This is a genomic window from Aeromonas sp. R1-1 (assembly GCF_040908495.1).
Taxonomy (GTDB): domain Bacteria; phylum Pseudomonadota; class Gammaproteobacteria; order Enterobacterales; family Aeromonadaceae; genus Aeromonas; species Aeromonas veronii.
The window spans coordinates 1-17,307 of record NZ_JBFODV010000018.1 but is presented as its reverse complement, the minus strand read 5'-3'; the positions used below and the strand labels follow the sequence as shown (position 1 = coordinate 17,307).

Sequence of the window (17,307 nt, the reverse complement as noted above, 5' to 3'; positions counted from 1 at the left end):
AGCTTGCCAACCCCTTTACCAGCTGCGCACCGGGCCGGTATCGAGGTGAACGAAGTTATCACGGGGATAGTAACCAACCCCACCCACCTTGAGCTGGAGCGCCGCCTTGCGCAGATGGGCCAGCTGTACGCCGGGGATCCGCACATCCACTGCCTGCCCCAGGGTGTGGTAGCTGTGCTTGGCCACGCCGCGGCTCTTGTGGCGCTTCTGACGATTGGTTGCCGGGGCGCGATAGCCGGAGATCAGCTGAATTTCACTGCGCCGACCCAGCTTGTGCTGCAACAGAAACAGTTGATCAAAAAGCTTCTTGTCGATGTTGAACACTTCATTGCGCCGGTAATCGCGGAAGATGTGGTTGAGCTCGGCCAACCCGTCGCTCAGATAGTGGCCGTTCTCCCAATAGCTCGCGCGCACCCGCTCGCCAGTATTGAGATTGAAGAAACTGAGTTCACGCCCGGTGGTACTGCGGCTGGCCAGTGCAGGGAAGGAGATCAGCGAGCTGCCCAGCAGGCAACCGGCTCCCAGCAACAGGCGACGTCGACTTATCTCTTGTTCCAGCATAAGGGGTTCGTCCATCGCAGATTCAAGCGAAAATAGTTGAATAAGATCACTGATTGAATGTGATACAGGCGCTTGAAACTACCCTCCGGCGGGGGGCCCTGTCAAACCTCAATCGCCCATAGAAAAGCCCGACACAGGCCGGGCTTTTCACTCTGTGGCAGGGATCACAGCAGGCGGCTCTGGAAGCTGACCCGATCAAATCCGTAGATGTCATTGCGCAGTTGCTGGCGACCATATTCGTCGATCCAGCTGCTCCAGTAGACGGTAAAGACCGGGATCGGCGTGGTGAGCGGCAACCATTTGGTCTGGCTCTCCTTGAGGATATTGGCCACCTTGTCCGGCTGATAGCGGGAATCTGCCAGCAACAGCTCGGCCAGATCGTCCGCATGTTCCACCCGGATGCAGCCCGAACTGAAGGCGCGCGCCCCCTGCTCGAACAGCGCCTTGCGCGGGGTGGAGTGCAGATAGATGGCGTCATTGTTGGGCAGGTAGAACTTGTAGCGCCCCAGAGCATTGTGATCCCCCGGCTTTTGCCGCAGGCGATAGGGGAAACCGGCGGCCAGCGCCTGATGCCACCCCTCTTCGGTGAACTGGACCGGATTGCCCTCGCTGTCGATCACCTCGAACTGCTCGCGACTCAGATAGGCAGGATCGCGACCCAGCTTGGGCAGGATGTCCTTGCTCAGGATGGAGCGCGGCACATGCCAGGAGGGATTGAGCACGATGGAGCGAATTTCGCTGGCCAGAATGGGCGTGGCCCGCTGCTCCTTGCCGACGATGACCCGGCTGGTAAACACCTCGTTGCCGGACTCCACCACGCTCAGGCGGTAGTCGGGAATATTGACCAGCACGTAGCGGCCACCGGCGAGCTGATCCACCAGATCGCGACGCCACAGGTTACGCAGCAGCAGGCTGGCGCGCACTTGCGGGCCGGTATTGAGCCAGGAGCGGGTCTGACGGCCGATGATGCCGTCCGCGGTGAGACCATGACGACGTTGGAACTGCTTGATGGCCTGCTCGGTATCACCATCGTAAATCTGATCACCATGGCTCGGGGCGCTGTCGCCCAGCTCGTTGAGCATGGCGCGGATTTGGCCGAGCTCGGCGGCGCTCTCTCCGGCACGCAGGGTCGGCATATCGAGGGTCGGCCACTTGCTGGCCATCGGCATTGCCAGCAGTTTGTGCACTTTGGCCCGCACCGCCTCGTATTCCGCCACCTGAGGGCGCAGGGATTTCACCTGGGTGAGCAGGTCATCATCGCTGGGCTGGGTCACCACAGGGCGGTTCAAATCGAGCTTGAGGGTCTTCATCTGCTCGCGCGAGACCAGATCCATCCCCCGCCAGGCGTGCTGGAAACGACTCAGCTTGGTAAAAATGTCGTCATAGATGGCGCCACGCTTGTCTGCAGGAGTGGCCTGCAGGCGCTTCCACAGCGTGAAAAAATCGGGGTGCAGCTGGGCCAGCACAGCCTCTTGCAACTGCTGCTCCAGCTCGACACGGGCCTGTTCGGCCTGACTGCCCTGATACCAGTCGTGTCCGGTTTCACTGGCCGCCACCACGACTTGTGCTTCGGTCGCATGTACCGCGCCAGCGGGCAAACATCCCAGCCACACCAGATTGGCAAGGGCCAGCCAATACTTCATCCCCATGGATACCTCAAAACGGTTTGTTCACTCTGTCGGGCCTGACAAGCAGACCCGATGCTCAGGCCGCTCATGATGCGTGAACGGCCAATACTTTACTAGCGCCCGGGGGAATAACGCTGCCAGATAATGTCATACGCATCTGTCTCCTTGAACCGCGCCAACGCCTGATTGAATTGTTGCAAGAACTGCGGCGAAAAGCTGCGCTTGCCCAACATAAAGAAGCTCGGCGATTCGGATACCACCATGGGGTGACTGGTGAACAGACCGCTCATCCCCTCCTTGTTAAGGGCGCTGGGGGTAGCCAGCATGTCACCGAGGAAACCGTCGATCCGGCCGCGGGCCAGCTTCTCAAAATTTTGCTGGTCGCTCACCGCACTCACCTGTTTGGCATAGCGAGCGAGCAGCGACATCACTTCCTCACCATAGAAGTACTCTTTGGTAACGCCGAGGGAGTAACCACTGGCCAGCCAGCTCGTCAGATCCTGTTCGGGATAGTGGCTGCCCTTGCGGATCCACAGCAAGGTGCGCCCCGGGTTGTAGGAGTCGGAAAACCAGGCATAACGGGCGCGCTCATCATTGATATTCGCCTCCATCGCCATGTCTATCTCGCCATGCTCCATTTCGTGCAGTACCCGCTTCCAGGGCAGCTCCACATAGTTGACCTTGCAGTGCATGGAAGTGAGCACAGCCGTCAGCACCTCGGCGGCATAACCGCGCACCTCTTGCGGTGAATCGGCTTCGTAATAATGGTAAGGGGGCCAGTTATCGTAACCGACCTGAATAGGCTCGGGACACAGGGCCCTGGCCAATGCCATTGGCGCCCATAATCCAAGCAACAGACAGCAAGAGATCCACTTCATATGTCATCCTTGACGAATAAGTGAGCCATCATAAATCGCCCCCTGCAAAATGGCGATAGAGGCCAGATGACTATCGCATCCGCTAGAAAATGACGCAGCAAAGCACGTCTATTTGCCAATTGCCCTGCCGGAGCACCATTGGCAACCGGCGCCCCGCCAGACCTGTTTAACCGGGAAACAGCAACGTTTGGAACAGGGGTAAAAAGGGGTTAATATGTGACCAAATATTTTTTTGTGATCCACTATGCTTTTTTTGCAATTGGATTAGCATATGCGCGACATCGGCCTACCCCTTCTGTCAGGCATAGAGAGTGATATGACGTACAAAAAGTTCGGTTTTTTGACTGCCATTCTGGCGTTAAGCGGTTTTTATCTTTACACCCTCTATCTGGCTGCTCACCCCAACGTGAGCCTGGCCTACAAACTCTATTATCTGGAAGGCAAGACCCGCTTCTGGGAACACAACTCCAGCATGACCTACCAACCGGGTAACGAGCTCAATCTGACCAAACCGAGCCGCTTCCTCTCCAGCGAAGGCTGGGCCAAGAAGCCGAGCGACGAAGGTACCTTGCTTAGCGGTCAGGGCGGTCTCTACTTTGTGCTGCCCAAGCAGGCGGCCAATCCGGATCAGCTTACCGTACAGGCCCGCATCAACAGCCCGGAAGCCGGTGCCCTGTTGAAAGTGGCGCTGGGTCACGACTTCACCACCACGGTGAAACTGGCCAAAGCGGGCATAAACGAAATCCGCCTCAGTCTGCCCGGCGACTCGCTCACGGCAGATCCCAAGCGCCCCAATTTTCTGGCGCTCTCGGCACCTACTCCCATCAATGTGCAGTCGGTACGTTTGACCGTAGCCCAGTGATCCTTGCCCCGAATACCATTTTATAAAAACAACTATCCCAAATAAGGACGTTCTTATGTCGCATCCAGATTTTCGACTCTCTCTGGTCGTTCCCGTTTACAACGAGGAAGAGAGCATCGATGCCTTCATCAACGCGATAGACAACGAACTGGCCCCGCTGAAAGACCAGCTTGAAATTGTATTCGTCAACGATGGCAGCCGTGACCGCACCCGTGAAGTGGTCGAGCAGGCCATCGCCCGCGATCCGCGCGTGACCCTGGTCAACCTGGCACGCAACTTCGGTAAAGAGGCGGCCCTGACCGCCGGTCTGCATCAGGCCAAAGGGGATGCCATCGTGCCGATGGACGTGGATCTGCAAGACCCGCCCGCCCTGATCCTGGAGTTCGTCAAACTGTGGCAGACCGGTGACTATGACACCGTCTACGGTATCCGCGTCGATCGCAGCGCCGATACCCCGATGAAGCGCCTGACTGCCGGTGGCTTCTACCGCTTCTTCAACGCCCTCTCCACCAGCACCAAGCTGCCGGAGAACGCCGGTGACTTCCGCCTGATCGACCGTCGCGTGGTCGAGGCGATCAAGCTGCTGCCGGAGCGCAACCGCTTCATGAAAGGTCTGTTTGCCTGGGCCGGTTTCCGTGCCGTTGGCGTCCCATACGAGCGCCCGGCCCGTCACGCCGGTGAAACCAAGTTCAACTACTGGAAACTGTGGAACTTCGCCCTCGACGGTCTGCTCAGCTTCTCCAGCTGGCCGCTGCGGGTCTGGAGCTATGTGGGGGTCAGCGTCTCGCTGGTTGCCTTCCTCTATATCCTGAAAATCATCACCCAGGTGATCTTCTTCGGCATCGACGTGCCCGGTTACGCCTCCCTGATGTCTGTAGTGCTGTTCCTCGGCGGTATCCAGCTGCTGTCGCTCGGCATCATCGGCGAGTACATCGGCCGCATGTTCGTGGAAGTGAAACAGCGCCCGGTCTACCTCATTGAAGGGGTCTATGGCCAGTATGCCAAGCAGGATGCGGGCAAACCGCAGAGCGCTGACAGCAACCCGCAAGAGCAGCAGGAGCAAGCGCCTCAATGATCTCCCGCGAGGAATTCTGGCGGCTGGTACGTTTCGGTTTTGTCGGCGGGGGGGCTACCCTCGTCGACCTTGGCACCTCCATCGCACTGTTTCATACCTGGCCCACCATCTCGGAGCACCTGGTTACCACGCTGGCTTTTGCCATCGCATTCTGGTTCTCCTTCTTTGGTCACCGCTACATCACCTTCCAGAAGCAGGGAGCCGCCAGCAAGTTTCTGCTGGTCGCCCTCTTCTCGCTGGCGGTGCGTAACCTGATCCTGAGCGGCCTGCTGTTTGCGGGGCTCTCCGGTCTGCTGCCGGTGGTCATCGCCACCCTGACCGTTACCGTCCTCACTTACGTTCTCTCTCGCGTCTGGGTTTTTGCCTGATGAATGATATGACCAATACTGCCCCACTAACCGGGGCTGCACTCCCCTATCGCCCGTCACTGCGCATCAGCGGTCGTGACTGGCTGATGATCATCGCTGCCTTCATGCTGAGCCGGGTGGCGCTGTATGGCATGGGCTACTTCGGTGTCCAGCTCTATGGCTCCCCCGACATCGGCCCGCTGCAGGCCTATTGCCAGTTCGACTGCGTCTGGTTCCAGCGCATTATCGAAAACGGCTACGATCTCTACCCGCGCTGGCTGAGCAAGGGCAATGCGGCCAACTGGGCCTTTATGCCGCTCTATCCGATGGTCTCCGGTGCCATCTCCAACCTGTTCAATGTCGAGAGCCTGATCGGCCTCATCATTGTTACCAATATCTCCTTCTTCGCCAGCCTGCCGCTGATGCTGCTGGTGTTGCGTCAGCTCAAGCTGGGGGACGATACCGCCCGCTTCGGCGTCTGGCTGCTCGCCTTCTCCCCCTTCTCAGCCTACTTCGTCTCCGGTTATACCGAGTCGACCTTTATGGCACTGATGCTTGGGATGTTCCTGTTCGCCTATCGGGAGCAGTGGCTGATGGTGGCCGTGCTGGGGGTCTGTATCTCCGCCACCCGCAACCTGGGGGTGATGATGGTCTTCCCGGTACTGATCCTGGCGCTACAGGCTTACGGCTGGCGGGAATTTTTCCGCTTTACCGAGCGCGCTTTCAAGGTGGTGTTCACCCTCTGGATGATCCCGTTTGGCCTGTTTGCCTACATGGTCTACCTCTATCACCTGACCGGCGATGCCTTCGCCTTCAAGCACATTCAGGTGGCCTGGGGTCGCTACATGGACAGCCCGCTGGACTGGTGGCTGAGCGGTTTCGAGCTGGGCGGCCGCAAGGCTTACCTCTCCATCATGGTGATCTTCGGCTGGTGCCTGAACGGTTACCTGTTCAGCCAGAAGCGCTGGGCCGAAGCGACCCTGATGTTCATCTGCTGCACCATCCCGCTGATGACCGGCCTCAACGCCATGCCACGCTATATGTTCGGGCTCTACCCGACCCTGCTGGCCATCATTCTGCTGACCCATCGCTGGCCAGCAATCCGCCCGGCGGTGCTCTGCATCAGCGGCATGGTGGCCTCCTTCATCGCGGTGGCCTTCGTCAACTTCAAGTTCTTCACCGTCTGATGTGACGACGATGCCTGATACACCAAATGCCGGTCACCTGACCGGCATTTTTTATGGCCGCTATTTTTATCGACAGAGCGTCCCTCTCCTCTCCGTCACACTTTCCTCGGCTTGAAAACGTAACCATTTGAACTGATGTCACAAATCGGCATTTTGCCGATCCAAGGCGCGCTTTGCTGCTCCTAGAATGGGCCCTTGTCCGAACTGCCCTGCTCAAGGAATGGCTTATGCGTCGTGCTCATCACTTATCCCCTCTCTGGCTCGCCCTGCTGGCCGCCCCTCTGTTCACCCAACAGGCGATGGCTGCCCCCGAGGTTCATCTCTATGTGGATGGTCAGCCGGTCGCGACCCCGATCGCGCTGGACAAGGGTACGGTGGAGCTGACCCATCCCCTTGCCAAGGGGAGCCACCAGATCCGCATCAGCGACGCAGGCAACAGTTGCGGCACCAGCTTTGGCCCGAGCGAGAGCAAGCCGCTCCCCTTCGGCACCGCCCAGCCCATGGACAAATGCAGCAAGGATCAGAGCTTTACCCTGCGGGTGATGCTGGCCGGGGAGTATCAGTTCACCTTCAACCCGGATACCCCCAGCCTCAAGGTGCTACGGGCGACCAAGAAGAGCGAGTTCAAGCGCCAGCCACCAGAAGAGCCCTGCATCAGCTGGGATGGCGGCCCTGTCACTGTATCCCTGAAAGGGGTCTGGCCAGACGGTACCCGACTGAGGGATGCCTACTCAAAACAAGAGGCGGTGGTCAAACAGGGCAAACTGACCCTTACCCCGAGTAAAGAGAGCGGCGGCCTGCTGCTGCTCGAACCGGTCAAGGCAGCCAAGCCAGCACCGTTCAACTGGGATCAGGCGAGCGTCTATTTCCTGCTGACCGACCGCTTCAACAACGGCGACCCCGCCAACGACAACAGCTTCGGCCGCCAGAAGGATGGTCAGGATGAGGTAGCCACTTGGCATGGCGGTGACTTCAAGGGGCTGACCGAGAAGCTCGACTACATCAAGAGCCTCGGCATGAACGCCATCTGGATCACCCCCATGGTGGAGCAGGTTCACGGCTTCATTGGCGGTGGCGAGCAGGGCAACTTCCCTTTCTACGCCTACCACGGATATTGGGCGCTCGACTTCACCAAGATTGACCCCAACTACGGCGATGAAGAGAGCCTGAAAACCCTGGTGGACGAGGCCCACAAGCGCGGCATGCGGATCATCCTCGACGTGGTGATGAACCACGCTGGTTACGCCACCCTCGCCGATCTGCAAGATCTGGGGCTCACCGAGCTGACTCAGAACAGCAGCAAACTGCCGACCGTCTGGAACCAGTGGCGCCCGAGCGGTGGCCTCAACTGGCATGGTTACAACCAGTTCATCGACTATCAATCACCCGCGTGGAACAAGTGGTGGAGTGGTGACTGGGTGCGCGCCGGTCTGCCCGGCTACCCGCAGCCAGGCACCGACGATGTCACCGGCTCGGTGGCGGGGCTGCCCGACTTTCTGACCGAATCGACCAAACCGGTAGGGCTGCCGCCGTTGCTGGCCGCGAAAAAGGATACCCTCGCCAAGGCGCTGCCCGACGCTACCGTGAGCGACTACCTGATCGCCTGGCACACCGACTGGGTGCGCCGCTTTGGCATCGACGGCTTCCGCGCCGACACCGTCAAGCATCTGGAGCCCGAAGTGTGGGCCAAGCTCAAGCAGGCGGGCACCGCTGCGCTCAAGGAGTGGAAGACTGCGAACCCGGGCAAGGCCCTCGACGATCTGCCCTTCTATATGGTGGGAGAGGTGTGGGATCACGGGGTCGCCAAGGATTTCTGGTATCAGAACGGTTTCGATTCCCTGATCAACTTCGACTATCAGCGCGAGTTCGCACTGTCACAGGCCCAGTGCATGGCCAGCGCCGAGCCCACCTATGCCAGCTACGCCAGCCGCATCAATCAGGATCCCGAGTTCAACGTGTTGAGCTACATCAGCTCCCACGACACCAAGCTGTTCTTTGGCGACTATCAGGATGTGCCGCTACAGCGCCGGGTCGCCAACAGCTTTATGCTGCTGCCGGGCGGCATCCAGCTCTACTACGGCGACGAGTCCGGCCGCGGGCTGGCCAAAGATGGCGGGGTGTTCGATCAGGCGCTGCGCTCGGACATGAACTGGCAGGAGCTTGCCAGCGGCGACAAGGCCGAGTTGGTCAAGCACTGGCAGCAACTGGGCCAGTTCCGCGCCGCCCATCCGGCCATTGCGGCAGGCAGCCACCAGAAACTCTCGGATGCTCCCTACGCCTTCGTGCGGGAGAAGGGGGATGACAAGGTGGTGGTGGTCTTTGCCGGTCGGCAGAAGTAGCTCTTGAGCCACATTCACCAGCAACAGAGAGGGGAGCCACTGGCTCCCCTCTTTCGTTTATCTATCTGCCACGGTTCACTGTGACTGGCGCGCTGCCACCGGCCACTGCAGGCGAGCTTTGACCAACATCTCTTGCCACAGGGGCCAGGCCAGCAGCGCCTGCTGATAGGCTCCGGCCTGACCGGGCAACAGGATGCCGTAGCTGGCCAGTCGATAGGCCATCACGGCATAGAAGGCATCGACAATGCCCGCCTCGCCAAAGTAGAAGGGGCCCCGCGCCTGCGACCAGATCTCCTGCAAACGGGCCAGCTCACCGACCGTCTCCACCGGGGGATCGATACGGGTTGGCGCCCCAAGAAAGAAGGGGAGCAGAGAACGGACCTGCCGAAATCCCGCGTGCAACTCGGCGCAGAGACTGCGAGCCAGTGCCCGCTCGGCCAGCGAAACCGGATAGAGCTGGCGGTCAGGACAGAGCTCGTGAACATATTCGGCGATGGCCAGCGAGTCGTGAACCCGCACGCCATCGTGTTCGAGCCAGGGCACCAGACCGGCCGGTGCCAGCCGCTTGAGCCGGGCCAGCGACTTGGCATCCTCCAGATCAAACACCTGCTCCTGCCACGTCAGCCCGCTCATGGCGAGCACCAGTGCCGCCCGCATCGCCCAGGTGGAGCCGGTGCCCACCGCCAATACCAAGGATCCCATCTGTTGCCTCCTGCATGAGTTGCCTGCGACCGGCCGATCTGCCCTGATGACAAAACATCCGATGGTCGCTTCACATTTGCGCACCGGCGGGTTTGACCCTCTTGGTGAGCGATGCTAGTTTGATTTTTCAAAACAATCAGTTAGCAACAATGTGAGCCATTAACCGAAATATGGACAGCCAATTTACCATCGTCATCGCAGATGACCACCCCCTGTTTCGGGGCGCCCTTTACCAAGCGGTGCACATGGCCATCAACGACGCTCAATTGCTGGAAGCGGACTCCATCGACAGCCTGACCAACCTGCTCGGCGAGCACCCCGAAGTTGACCTGTTGCTGCTCGATCTCAAGATGCCGGGCGCCAACGGCTTCGAGGGGCTGGCCCACCTGCGCGGCCAGTATCCCGACCTTCCCATCGTGGTGGTCTCCGCCTCGGAAGATGCGGCCATCATCCAGCAGGTGCTGCGGCTCGGAGCGCTCGGCTTTATTCCCAAGTCGGTGCCGATGAAGGAGCTGGTCAACGCCCTCAATACGGTGATCGGGGGGGATAACTGGGTGCCGGAAGGCATCTCGCTCCATCCCGAATCGGAAGATGGCCCTGATTTCGCCAGCAAGCTGGCCAGCCTCACCCCCCAGCAGTACAAGGTGCTGATCATGCTGCGCGACGGCAGCCTCAACAAACAGATCGCCTGGGAGCTCAACGTCTCCGAGGCCACCATCAAGGCCCATATCACCGCCATCTTCAGAAAACTGGGCGTCAAGAACCGCACTCAGGCGGTTATCGCTCTGCAACAGCTCGATATCAAGGAGAGCTGAACCCCGCGCGCAGTGACACGCGGGAGACGACATAGCCAGCCATGCTGGCTATTTGTTGCTCGACAATTAGCACGATCGTACTTTATGCTGCCAGCGCCAACGAGGAGAGAGTGATGAGCAAAGGGCGCCTGACCCGGGAAACCATTTTGCAGACTGCCTTTGAGCAGGCGAGCCATCAAGGGCTGGAGAGCCTGACCATCGGCTCGCTGGCCAGCGCCTGCGAGATGTCGAAAAGCGGCCTGTTTGCCCACTTTCAATCCCGCGACAATCTGCAGATCGCCGTGCTGGAGTACGCCGCCGAGGTGTTCCGGCTGCGGGTGATCCAGCCGGTACGCCAGCAGGAGCACCAGAGCCAGCATGACAAGCTGATCGCCCTGCTGCGGGCCTGGCAGGCGTGGAACCACTGCTTCGCCGGACGCTGCATGTTCCTCGACGCCTGGACCTCGGCGCAGGATGGCCATGAGCAAAAGAGCCTGGTGCAGCAAGCTGCCCGGCAACTGGTGCGCTTCTGGCTCGACTATCTGGCCCGTCAGGTAGTGCAGGGTCAGGCCGCAGGCGAGTGGCGACAGGAGATGGATCCCTGGCGCGCCGTTTACCGTCTCTATGGCCTCTATCTGGCGGATCAGGTGTTCAACGATCTCGAACTGTGTCAGGATCCGGCCCGCCACTTCTGGCCCGAGGTGGACGCTCTGCTGAGCAGCTGGCGCTGATGTTTTGGCATCCGTTCAACACGAATTTTTAAAAACCAACAAAAAGCACGACCGTTCGCACATAAAAACCACAGGATGACCATGAGCAGCAAGATCTACTTCAACACCCGCCGCTTCAGCCCGAGCAAATGGCTGCTGGGGATCGGCACCCGGTTGCACCACAGACTCGCCCCTACCCATGCCAAGCGTACCGCCAGCAAGTTGTTGCTCACCCCCCAGCGCAACCAGCGGGATGACCACGAGCCTGCCGGTCTGGTGAAGCAGGCCGTCCATACCAGCGAAGGGGTATTGATGAGCTATCGGCTCGGTCAGGGGCCGCTGTGGCTGCTGATGCACGGCTGGTCCGGCAGCGCCAGCCAGTTCTATCCGCTGATGAGCCATATCGCCGCGCAGGGTTTCACCGCCATTGCCTACGATCATCCGGCCCACGGCCAGAGCGCGGGCAACACTGGTCACCTGCCACGTTTCGTGCGCGCCTTCGACGAGCTGGCGACCAAGCTGGCCAGCGAAGCAGGCCCGCTGCACGGGGTCATCGCCCACAGCATGGGAGGCGCCGTCACTCTCTCCAGCCGTCAGCCGGGTATCGATACCCTGCCGCTGCTGTTGATTTCGCCGGTGCTCGACTATGTGCCCCAGCTCTACGGCATGGTGGCACGCTCCGGCTACTCCATCCGGCTGTTCGATGCGGTGGTCAAGGAGATTGAGCAGGAGTACCAGCACCCCTTGAGCACGGTCGATCCGCTGGGTCGCCTCGCCAGTCGCAGCGGCGCGGCGATGATAGTGCACGACGAGGAGGACAGGTTTGCCCCGCACGGCGATTCCTTGCGGGCCAGTCAGGATGGTCATACCCGGCTGGTGAGCACCCGGGGTCTGGGCCACGGTCGTATCCTCGCCAGCGCCCCGGTATTCGCCGCCTTCGATCAGCTGGCTCGGCCGGAAAATCCTCACCGCGCCCTTTGACATGGGGCCATGAAAAAAACGGGCGAGCGCCCGTTTTTATATTTGATACAGCGCCTTATAGTTAACTTGTCAGTGGGAACATTCTTGTCAGCACACAATAAGGCGCCAGCATATGGCCAGACCCAATACAGCGTTGTTGCTCACCGGTGGCGGTGCTCGCGCCGCCTATCAGGTCGGCGCCCTCAAGGCGATTGCGGAGCTCTACCCGCGCAATCTCGGCATCCCTTTTCCCATCCTGTGTGGCACCTCGGCGGGGGCCATCAATGTCACTGCGCTCGCCTGCTACGCCTCCTGCTTCCATCTGGGGGTGCGCAAGCTGGAGTGGGTCTGGCGCCGTTTCGAAACTCACCACATCTTCGATTTTCACCCCGGCCGACTGCTGTGGCGGCTGATGTACGAAGGGTCGGCGGGGCTGATCAATCCCCACACCAACCACGCCTTTCACCTCTTTGACAACGCGCCGCTGCACCGCCTGCTGGATCAACTCATCGACTATCACCGCATCGATGACAACATCCTCTACGGCAGTCTGGAGGCGCTGGCCATCACGGCATCGGATTACGATGACGGCCTCTCCACCACCTTCTTTCAGGGGCGGGCCGACCACCATCCTTGGGAGCGGGCCAGACGGCGCGGGGTACGCACCGTGCTTACATCTGAGCATCTGCTCGCCTCCTCGGCGCTCCCCTTCGTCTTTCCAGCCACCCGGATCGGCGAGAAGTTCTACGGCGACGGTTCCATCCACCAGCTGAGCCCGCTCAGCCCCGCCATCCATCTGGGTGCGGAGCGGATCCTGCTGATCACCCTGGATCCGCCTGCCCACTCGGCGCCAACCCATCATCACGGCCATCTCACCAGCTCCAATATCGCCAGCCATCTGCTCGATACCGTCTTTACCGACACCCTCAACTCCGATCTGGAGCGGCTGTGGCGCATCAACCAGACTCTGGATCTGATCCCAGAGCGGGAACGCAACCGCCTCAAGCTGAAACGGGTGGAGACCTGCGTGCTAAAACCGAGTCAAGATCTCGACACCATCGCACTGGCCTACCTGCGCAAACTGCCGCTAAAATTGCGCCGCCTGTTGCGGGTGCTGGGCGTGAAGGGGGATGAGACCAGCAGTCTGGCCAGCTTTTTGATGTTCTATCCGGGTTATTGCCAGCAGCTGATCAAGCTGGGCTATCAGGACACCCTGAGGGAGCGGGAGCGGGTCGTCGCCTTCCTCGATATCGAAGGGCTACCAAAAGAGCGGGAGTAAAGGGGGCGGCCGATGAGTGCAAGGGGACTCAGCGCCCCTCCAGCAAACGCTGCTCCGCCTGCTCCATCGCCACCACGGTACCAAACAGGATCAGTCGATCGCCAGCCGCCAGCACCAGCTCGGGTCTGGGTTCCAGGCTCTGAGCCCCGCGATGCACCTCCTTGATCCGCACCTCATCAAGCGGCAACTCGCGCACTTCACGGCCTACCGCCCACGCCTGATCGTGCAGCAAAAGCGGATGGAGGCGTTCGAGCAGCTGATCCGCTTCCAGATTGCTGGCGCTCTGATCCCCCCAGTAGAAGCCGTGCAGGAAGCGATATTGGCTGCTGCGCTCGAGCTCCATCCGGCGGATCACCCGGCCAATGGGAATATCGCAGTTGAGCAGCAGGTGGGAGACCAGCATCAGAGCCCCCTCCTGGGATTCGGGGATCACCTCAAACGCCCCCGCCTGCTTGTACTGCTCCAGAAAACTGTCATCCCGGGTACGCACCAGCACCTTGAGATCCCCCGCCAATTCGCGGATCAGTGCCAGCATAGCCTCCACCCGCTTGCGATCATCGAAGGTGATGATCACCAGCCGCGCCCGCAACAACCCGGCGGCCAGCAGAATATCGCGGCGGCTGGCATCGCCGAAGGCCACCTGCTCCCCCGCCAGCTTGGCCTCGCTCACCCGCTCCGGGTCGAGATCGAGGGCCAGGAAGGGGATCTCCTCGATCTTGAGAAAGCGGGCACAGGTCTGCCCCGCCCGGCCAAACCCGGCAATGATGACGTGCTGGTTTTTGCTCAGGCCCGACTGGGCGACTTCGGAGCGGGTCAGCAGCGCCGGATCGGTCAGACTGCGAGCCAGCGAATGGGCCTGGGTCACCAGCCAGGGGGTCATGGCGATGGAGATGATGCCGATGCCGATCAGCAGGGAGACCAGTTGCTGATCCAGCAGGCCGTGGTGCAGTGCCAGTGCCAGCAACACGAAGCCGAACTCCCCCACCTGACTGAGCATGATGCCGGCGGCCATGCTGTCGCGCTTTCGCTCCCCCATCAGCCGCCCGGCCAGCAGCACCAGCAGGGATTTACACAGCACCAGCAGCACCACGCAGATCAGTACCTGCCACCATGCCCGCGCCACCAGCTCCCACTCCATGGCCATGCCGATGGTGATAAAGAAGAGCCCCATCAGCACATCGCGAAAGGGCTTGATGTCTACCTCCAGCTGATGACGGTAGTGGGACTCCCCCAGCATCATCCCCGCCAGAAACGCCCCCAGCGCCATCGACAGCCCGAGTGAATGGGTCATGTAGGCAGCCAGCAGCGCCACCAGCAGGGCACTCAGCACGAACAACTCGTCGGAGCGGGCTCGCGCCACCTCGTGAAACAGCAGCGGCAGCAACCACTTGCCCACCGCCAACAGGGTGAATAGAGCAAACAGCCCCTTGAGGGTGGCCCAGGCGATCTCGGCGGCCAGCGCACTCCCCTGCACTTCCGGCTGGGCGAGAATAGGGATCATCACCAGCAGGGGCACCACCGCCAGATCCTGAAACAGCAGCACGCTCACCCCCAGCTGGGCGCGACGGGTATGGAGCTGCTTCTGCTCGCCGAGCTGCTTGATCACCACAGCCGTCGAGGAGAGTGCCAACGTTCCCGCCACTACCAGCGACTGGGCCAGACCCAGCCCCCACCACCAGCCGATGGCGAAGAAGAGCAGTGACGTGAACAGCACCTGCAACATCCCCACCCCCAGCACCAACCGGCGCATCGCCAGCAATTTCGGCAGGGAGAACTCCAGCCCCAGCGAGAACATCAGAAAGACGATCCCCAGCTCGGCAATGGTCTGCATGATCGACTGGCCGGTGATCACCGCCAGCCCGTGGGGGCCGAGCGACACACCGGCAATCAGGTAGGCGAGGATGACCGGCAAGCCGAGGCGCCGGAAAGTTGCCACCAGCAGGACGGCGGCGAACAGCAGGATCAACAGGTCGGTGTACAAATTTTCCTCTCCTTTTATCGACTTAAGCTTAGTCAGCCGATCTGGCGGGCAGGAAAGATATATTGGGCATGCCAATTGCAGGGAGGAGACAGTAGTCAGGTGTTACAGGTGGAAGACCATGGAAAATACGTCGTCACTTAATGGCTTTAGCCATGGCATCGAGCAGTGGGTTCGCCAGATGGAGCGGCTCACGCCGTTGCCCAGCGTTGAACGCAACCAGTTGCTCGAGCAGTTGTTGGGGCAGAGCGATCTCGGCGGTCTGCTGACAACTTTTGCCGATCGTGCGGCAAGAATTGTCAGGATCCACAGTCTCTACCTCGATTGTGGCCAGCCCCATGTGCTGATCCAGCACCCGCCGCTGGCCACCCTCAATCTGCACAACTATCCGTTCGAGCTGCGCGGTCAGCATGGCCAGCTGCTCGGCCAGCTTCACTACGAGCTGGAACATCCGCTGAGCGGCAGCCAGCAACGGGTACTGATGCAATACCATCAGCTGCTCTGCCTGCTGCTGCCCCTCTATCTGCGGCTGGAAAAACTGGATCAGCTGGTCAGGCTCGATCACCTGACCGGCCTTGGCAACCGCTCCTACTTTGACGAAGCCATTGGCCGCGCCATCGAGCAGCACAGCCGCGAGCCTCACGGTCTGGTGCTGGTGCTGCTGGATCTCGATCGCTTCAAGCAGATCAATGACACCTGGGGCCATCCGGTGGGGGATCTGGTGCTGAGTCGCTTCGCCCAGCTGCTCAAGGGGTGTATCCGCAGCACGGATCAAGCCTTCCGGCTTGGGGGAGATGAATTTGCCCTGCTGCTGCAACCGGCCGAACCCGAGGCGTGGCGCCCGGTCTGGCTGCGACTGCAGCACATGCTGATGACCAACAAGGAGCTCAGCACCTTCTCGGTCGGATGCAGCCTTGGCGCCGCCAGCTGGCAATCCGGGGTCGATGTGCCAAGCCTCTACGAGGCGGCCGACAGCCACCTCTACGCCCGCAAGAAAGCCGGTAAGGCCAGTCCTAACGAATAATCCCGAACTCTTCTTTGCTCCGGCACATGCGAGCCATGTGACCGGAGCTTCTTTTTTTGGGGCTAATCCCCCCTCACACCGAGATCACCCTCAGGCAAGATCCTGCTCGGGCAGAACCGGGGCTGCACCGCTCCCCTGCCAGCGACAGACCAGCCCGGCCCCCTGCGCCATAAAACCGTCGCAGACAAAGAGCCCCACCACCGCCGCCACCTGCTCGCCATAGTAGAGGATGGGGATGCGCCCCCGCTGCCACGAAGGCACGCCATACTCCTGCAGCAGCTTCTTCATCCGCCGACTACCGCTTCGCCCCACCGGTTTGAGGGGGATCCCGGGCGCTACCTGAAAACGCACCGAGAGCGGCTCGTCCGCTCGGGGGGAACGCAGCAGATCCTCGCCGTGCTCCGCCATACGCACCACCAGCTCGCCCAACCCGTCCGGCAGGGTCAGCGGCTCACCCACGGTCAGCGGCAACACCTGATGGCAAGGTTGCAGGTCAGGGCTCACCAGATAGAGCCGCTCCTGAAAACGGCGGCAGCTCTGGCGACCCCAGTTGAGCTGGGGATTGGCATCGCCGCGCGCCAACGCCACCTCCTGCCAGAGCCGGGCAAGCTGCTCGCGGGATGGCATCTCCCCCCCCTGACGGCGGATCCAGTAGCGCAGCAGGTTATTGCGCCGGGTGGGTGAAAGGGCGTGCAGCGGGCCGATATGGAGCGCCTCCCCCTCGCCCGCCAGCTGCCAGTCACTCTCTGCCAGTTCGTCCAGCAGCGCCTCCTGCTCGGCGCACAGGGCCATGCTGCGCGCCGCAGTCTGGGCCATGGCGGGCCAGCGCGCCTTGAGCTGGGGGATAAGCGTCTGGCGCAAAAAGTTGCGGTCATAGCTCACATCCTGATTGCTCTCATCCTCCACCCAGCCAAAGGGGAGACTCGCCGCCGCCTCGGCCAGCTCGGCGCGACTCATATCGAGCAGCGGCCGCAGCAACAGGC

Annotated in this window: 16 protein-coding genes; 10 read left to right on the top strand and 6 right to left on the bottom strand. The window is 60.9% G+C overall.

The window, feature by feature from the left end:
- Positions 1–15 precede the first annotated feature (15 nt).
- The 3 genes from AB5Y92_RS00810 to AB5Y92_RS00800 all read right to left on the bottom strand — a co-directional run bounded on the left by AB5Y92_RS00810 (position 16) and on the right by AB5Y92_RS00800 (position 3,067).
- Positions 16–561 carry a DUF882 domain-containing protein gene (locus AB5Y92_RS00810; RefSeq protein WP_005338458.1) on the bottom strand — a complete coding sequence of 182 codons (546 nt, stop codon included), beginning with the start codon at positions 559–561 and terminating at the stop codon, positions 16–18.
- Between the two features lie 164 nt (positions 562–725).
- A complete protein-coding gene (locus AB5Y92_RS00805; protein WP_201986950.1) occupies positions 726–2,210 on the bottom strand; it encodes a murein L,D-transpeptidase in 1,485 nt (494 codons plus the stop codon).
- A 92-nt stretch (positions 2,211–2,302) separates the two neighbouring features.
- Entirely contained in the window at positions 2,303–3,067 is a 765-nt protein-coding gene (locus tag AB5Y92_RS00800; RefSeq protein WP_201986952.1) for an ABC transporter substrate-binding protein, read from the bottom strand.
- Positions 3,068–3,383: 316 nt separating this feature from the next.
- On the opposite strand from AB5Y92_RS00800, the gene AB5Y92_RS00795 reads away from it, so the two are divergent.
- From AB5Y92_RS00795 to AB5Y92_RS00775, 5 genes are all read left to right on the top strand, one after another.
- Positions 3,384–3,929: a hypothetical protein gene (locus AB5Y92_RS00795; protein ID WP_041202288.1), complete on the top strand. Its 546-nt coding sequence runs from the start codon at positions 3,384–3,386 to the stop codon at positions 3,927–3,929.
- 55 nt (positions 3,930–3,984) lie between these two features.
- The gene (locus tag AB5Y92_RS00790; protein WP_139410023.1) at positions 3,985–5,004 is read left to right on the top strand and encodes a glycosyltransferase family 2 protein; all 1,020 of its coding nucleotides are present in this window, start codon (positions 3,985–3,987) and stop codon (positions 5,002–5,004) included.
- Complete coding sequence (locus AB5Y92_RS00785) at positions 5,001–5,372, top strand: GtrA family protein (RefSeq protein ID WP_005338463.1); 372 nt, start codon at positions 5,001–5,003, stop codon at positions 5,370–5,372. The genes AB5Y92_RS00790 and AB5Y92_RS00785 overlap by 4 nt, the downstream gene beginning before the upstream one ends.
- A complete protein-coding gene (locus tag AB5Y92_RS00780; protein WP_005338464.1) occupies positions 5,372–6,538 on the top strand; it encodes a hypothetical protein in 1,167 nt (388 codons plus the stop codon). Before AB5Y92_RS00785 ends, AB5Y92_RS00780 begins: the two co-directional genes overlap by 1 nt.
- A gap of 227 nt (positions 6,539–6,765) precedes the next feature.
- The gene (locus AB5Y92_RS00775) at positions 6,766–8,877 is read left to right on the top strand and encodes an alpha-amylase (protein ID WP_164537493.1); all 2,112 of its coding nucleotides are present in this window, start codon (positions 6,766–6,768) and stop codon (positions 8,875–8,877) included.
- 75 nt (positions 8,878–8,952) lie between these two features.
- On the opposite strand, the gene AB5Y92_RS00770 is transcribed toward AB5Y92_RS00775, so the two are convergent.
- Positions 8,953–9,579, bottom strand: coding sequence for a glutathione S-transferase (locus AB5Y92_RS00770; RefSeq protein WP_201986954.1), 627 nt, complete (start codon positions 9,577–9,579; stop codon positions 8,953–8,955).
- 170 nt (positions 9,580–9,749) lie between these two features.
- On the opposite strand from AB5Y92_RS00770, the gene AB5Y92_RS00765 reads away from it, so the two are divergent.
- The 4 genes from AB5Y92_RS00765 (at position 9,750) to AB5Y92_RS00750 (ending at position 13,322) form a co-directional block, all read left to right on the top strand.
- A complete protein-coding gene (locus AB5Y92_RS00765) occupies positions 9,750–10,394 on the top strand; it encodes a response regulator transcription factor (RefSeq protein ID WP_076492859.1) in 645 nt (214 codons plus the stop codon).
- A gap of 113 nt (positions 10,395–10,507) precedes the next feature.
- Entirely contained in the window at positions 10,508–11,104 is a 597-nt protein-coding gene (locus AB5Y92_RS00760) for a TetR/AcrR family transcriptional regulator (protein WP_368225160.1), read from the top strand.
- Positions 11,105–11,185: 81 nt separating this feature from the next.
- Entirely contained in the window at positions 11,186–12,064 is an 879-nt protein-coding gene (locus tag AB5Y92_RS00755) for an alpha/beta hydrolase (protein ID WP_201986958.1), read from the top strand.
- A gap of 112 nt (positions 12,065–12,176) precedes the next feature.
- Positions 12,177–13,322 (top strand): patatin-like phospholipase family protein, encoded by a 1,146-nt coding sequence (locus AB5Y92_RS00750; protein ID WP_005347843.1) that lies wholly within the window; start codon positions 12,177–12,179, stop codon positions 13,320–13,322.
- Between the two features lie 28 nt (positions 13,323–13,350).
- Here AB5Y92_RS00750 and AB5Y92_RS00745 read toward each other — a convergent pair whose 3' ends face one another.
- On the bottom strand, positions 13,351–15,303 hold the full coding sequence (locus AB5Y92_RS00745; protein WP_368225159.1) for a cation:proton antiporter: 1,953 nt from the start codon (positions 15,301–15,303) through the stop codon (positions 13,351–13,353).
- Positions 15,304–15,421: 118 nt separating this feature from the next.
- On the opposite strand from AB5Y92_RS00745, the gene AB5Y92_RS00740 reads away from it, so the two are divergent.
- Entirely contained in the window at positions 15,422–16,324 is a 903-nt protein-coding gene (locus tag AB5Y92_RS00740) for a GGDEF domain-containing protein (RefSeq protein WP_064337057.1), read from the top strand.
- Between the two features lie 90 nt (positions 16,325–16,414).
- Here the strand turns inward: AB5Y92_RS00740 and tilS are convergent.
- The coding region (tilS, locus tag AB5Y92_RS00735; RefSeq protein ID WP_368225157.1) for a tRNA lysidine(34) synthetase TilS at positions 16,415–17,307 on the bottom strand (893 nt) is incomplete at its 5' end.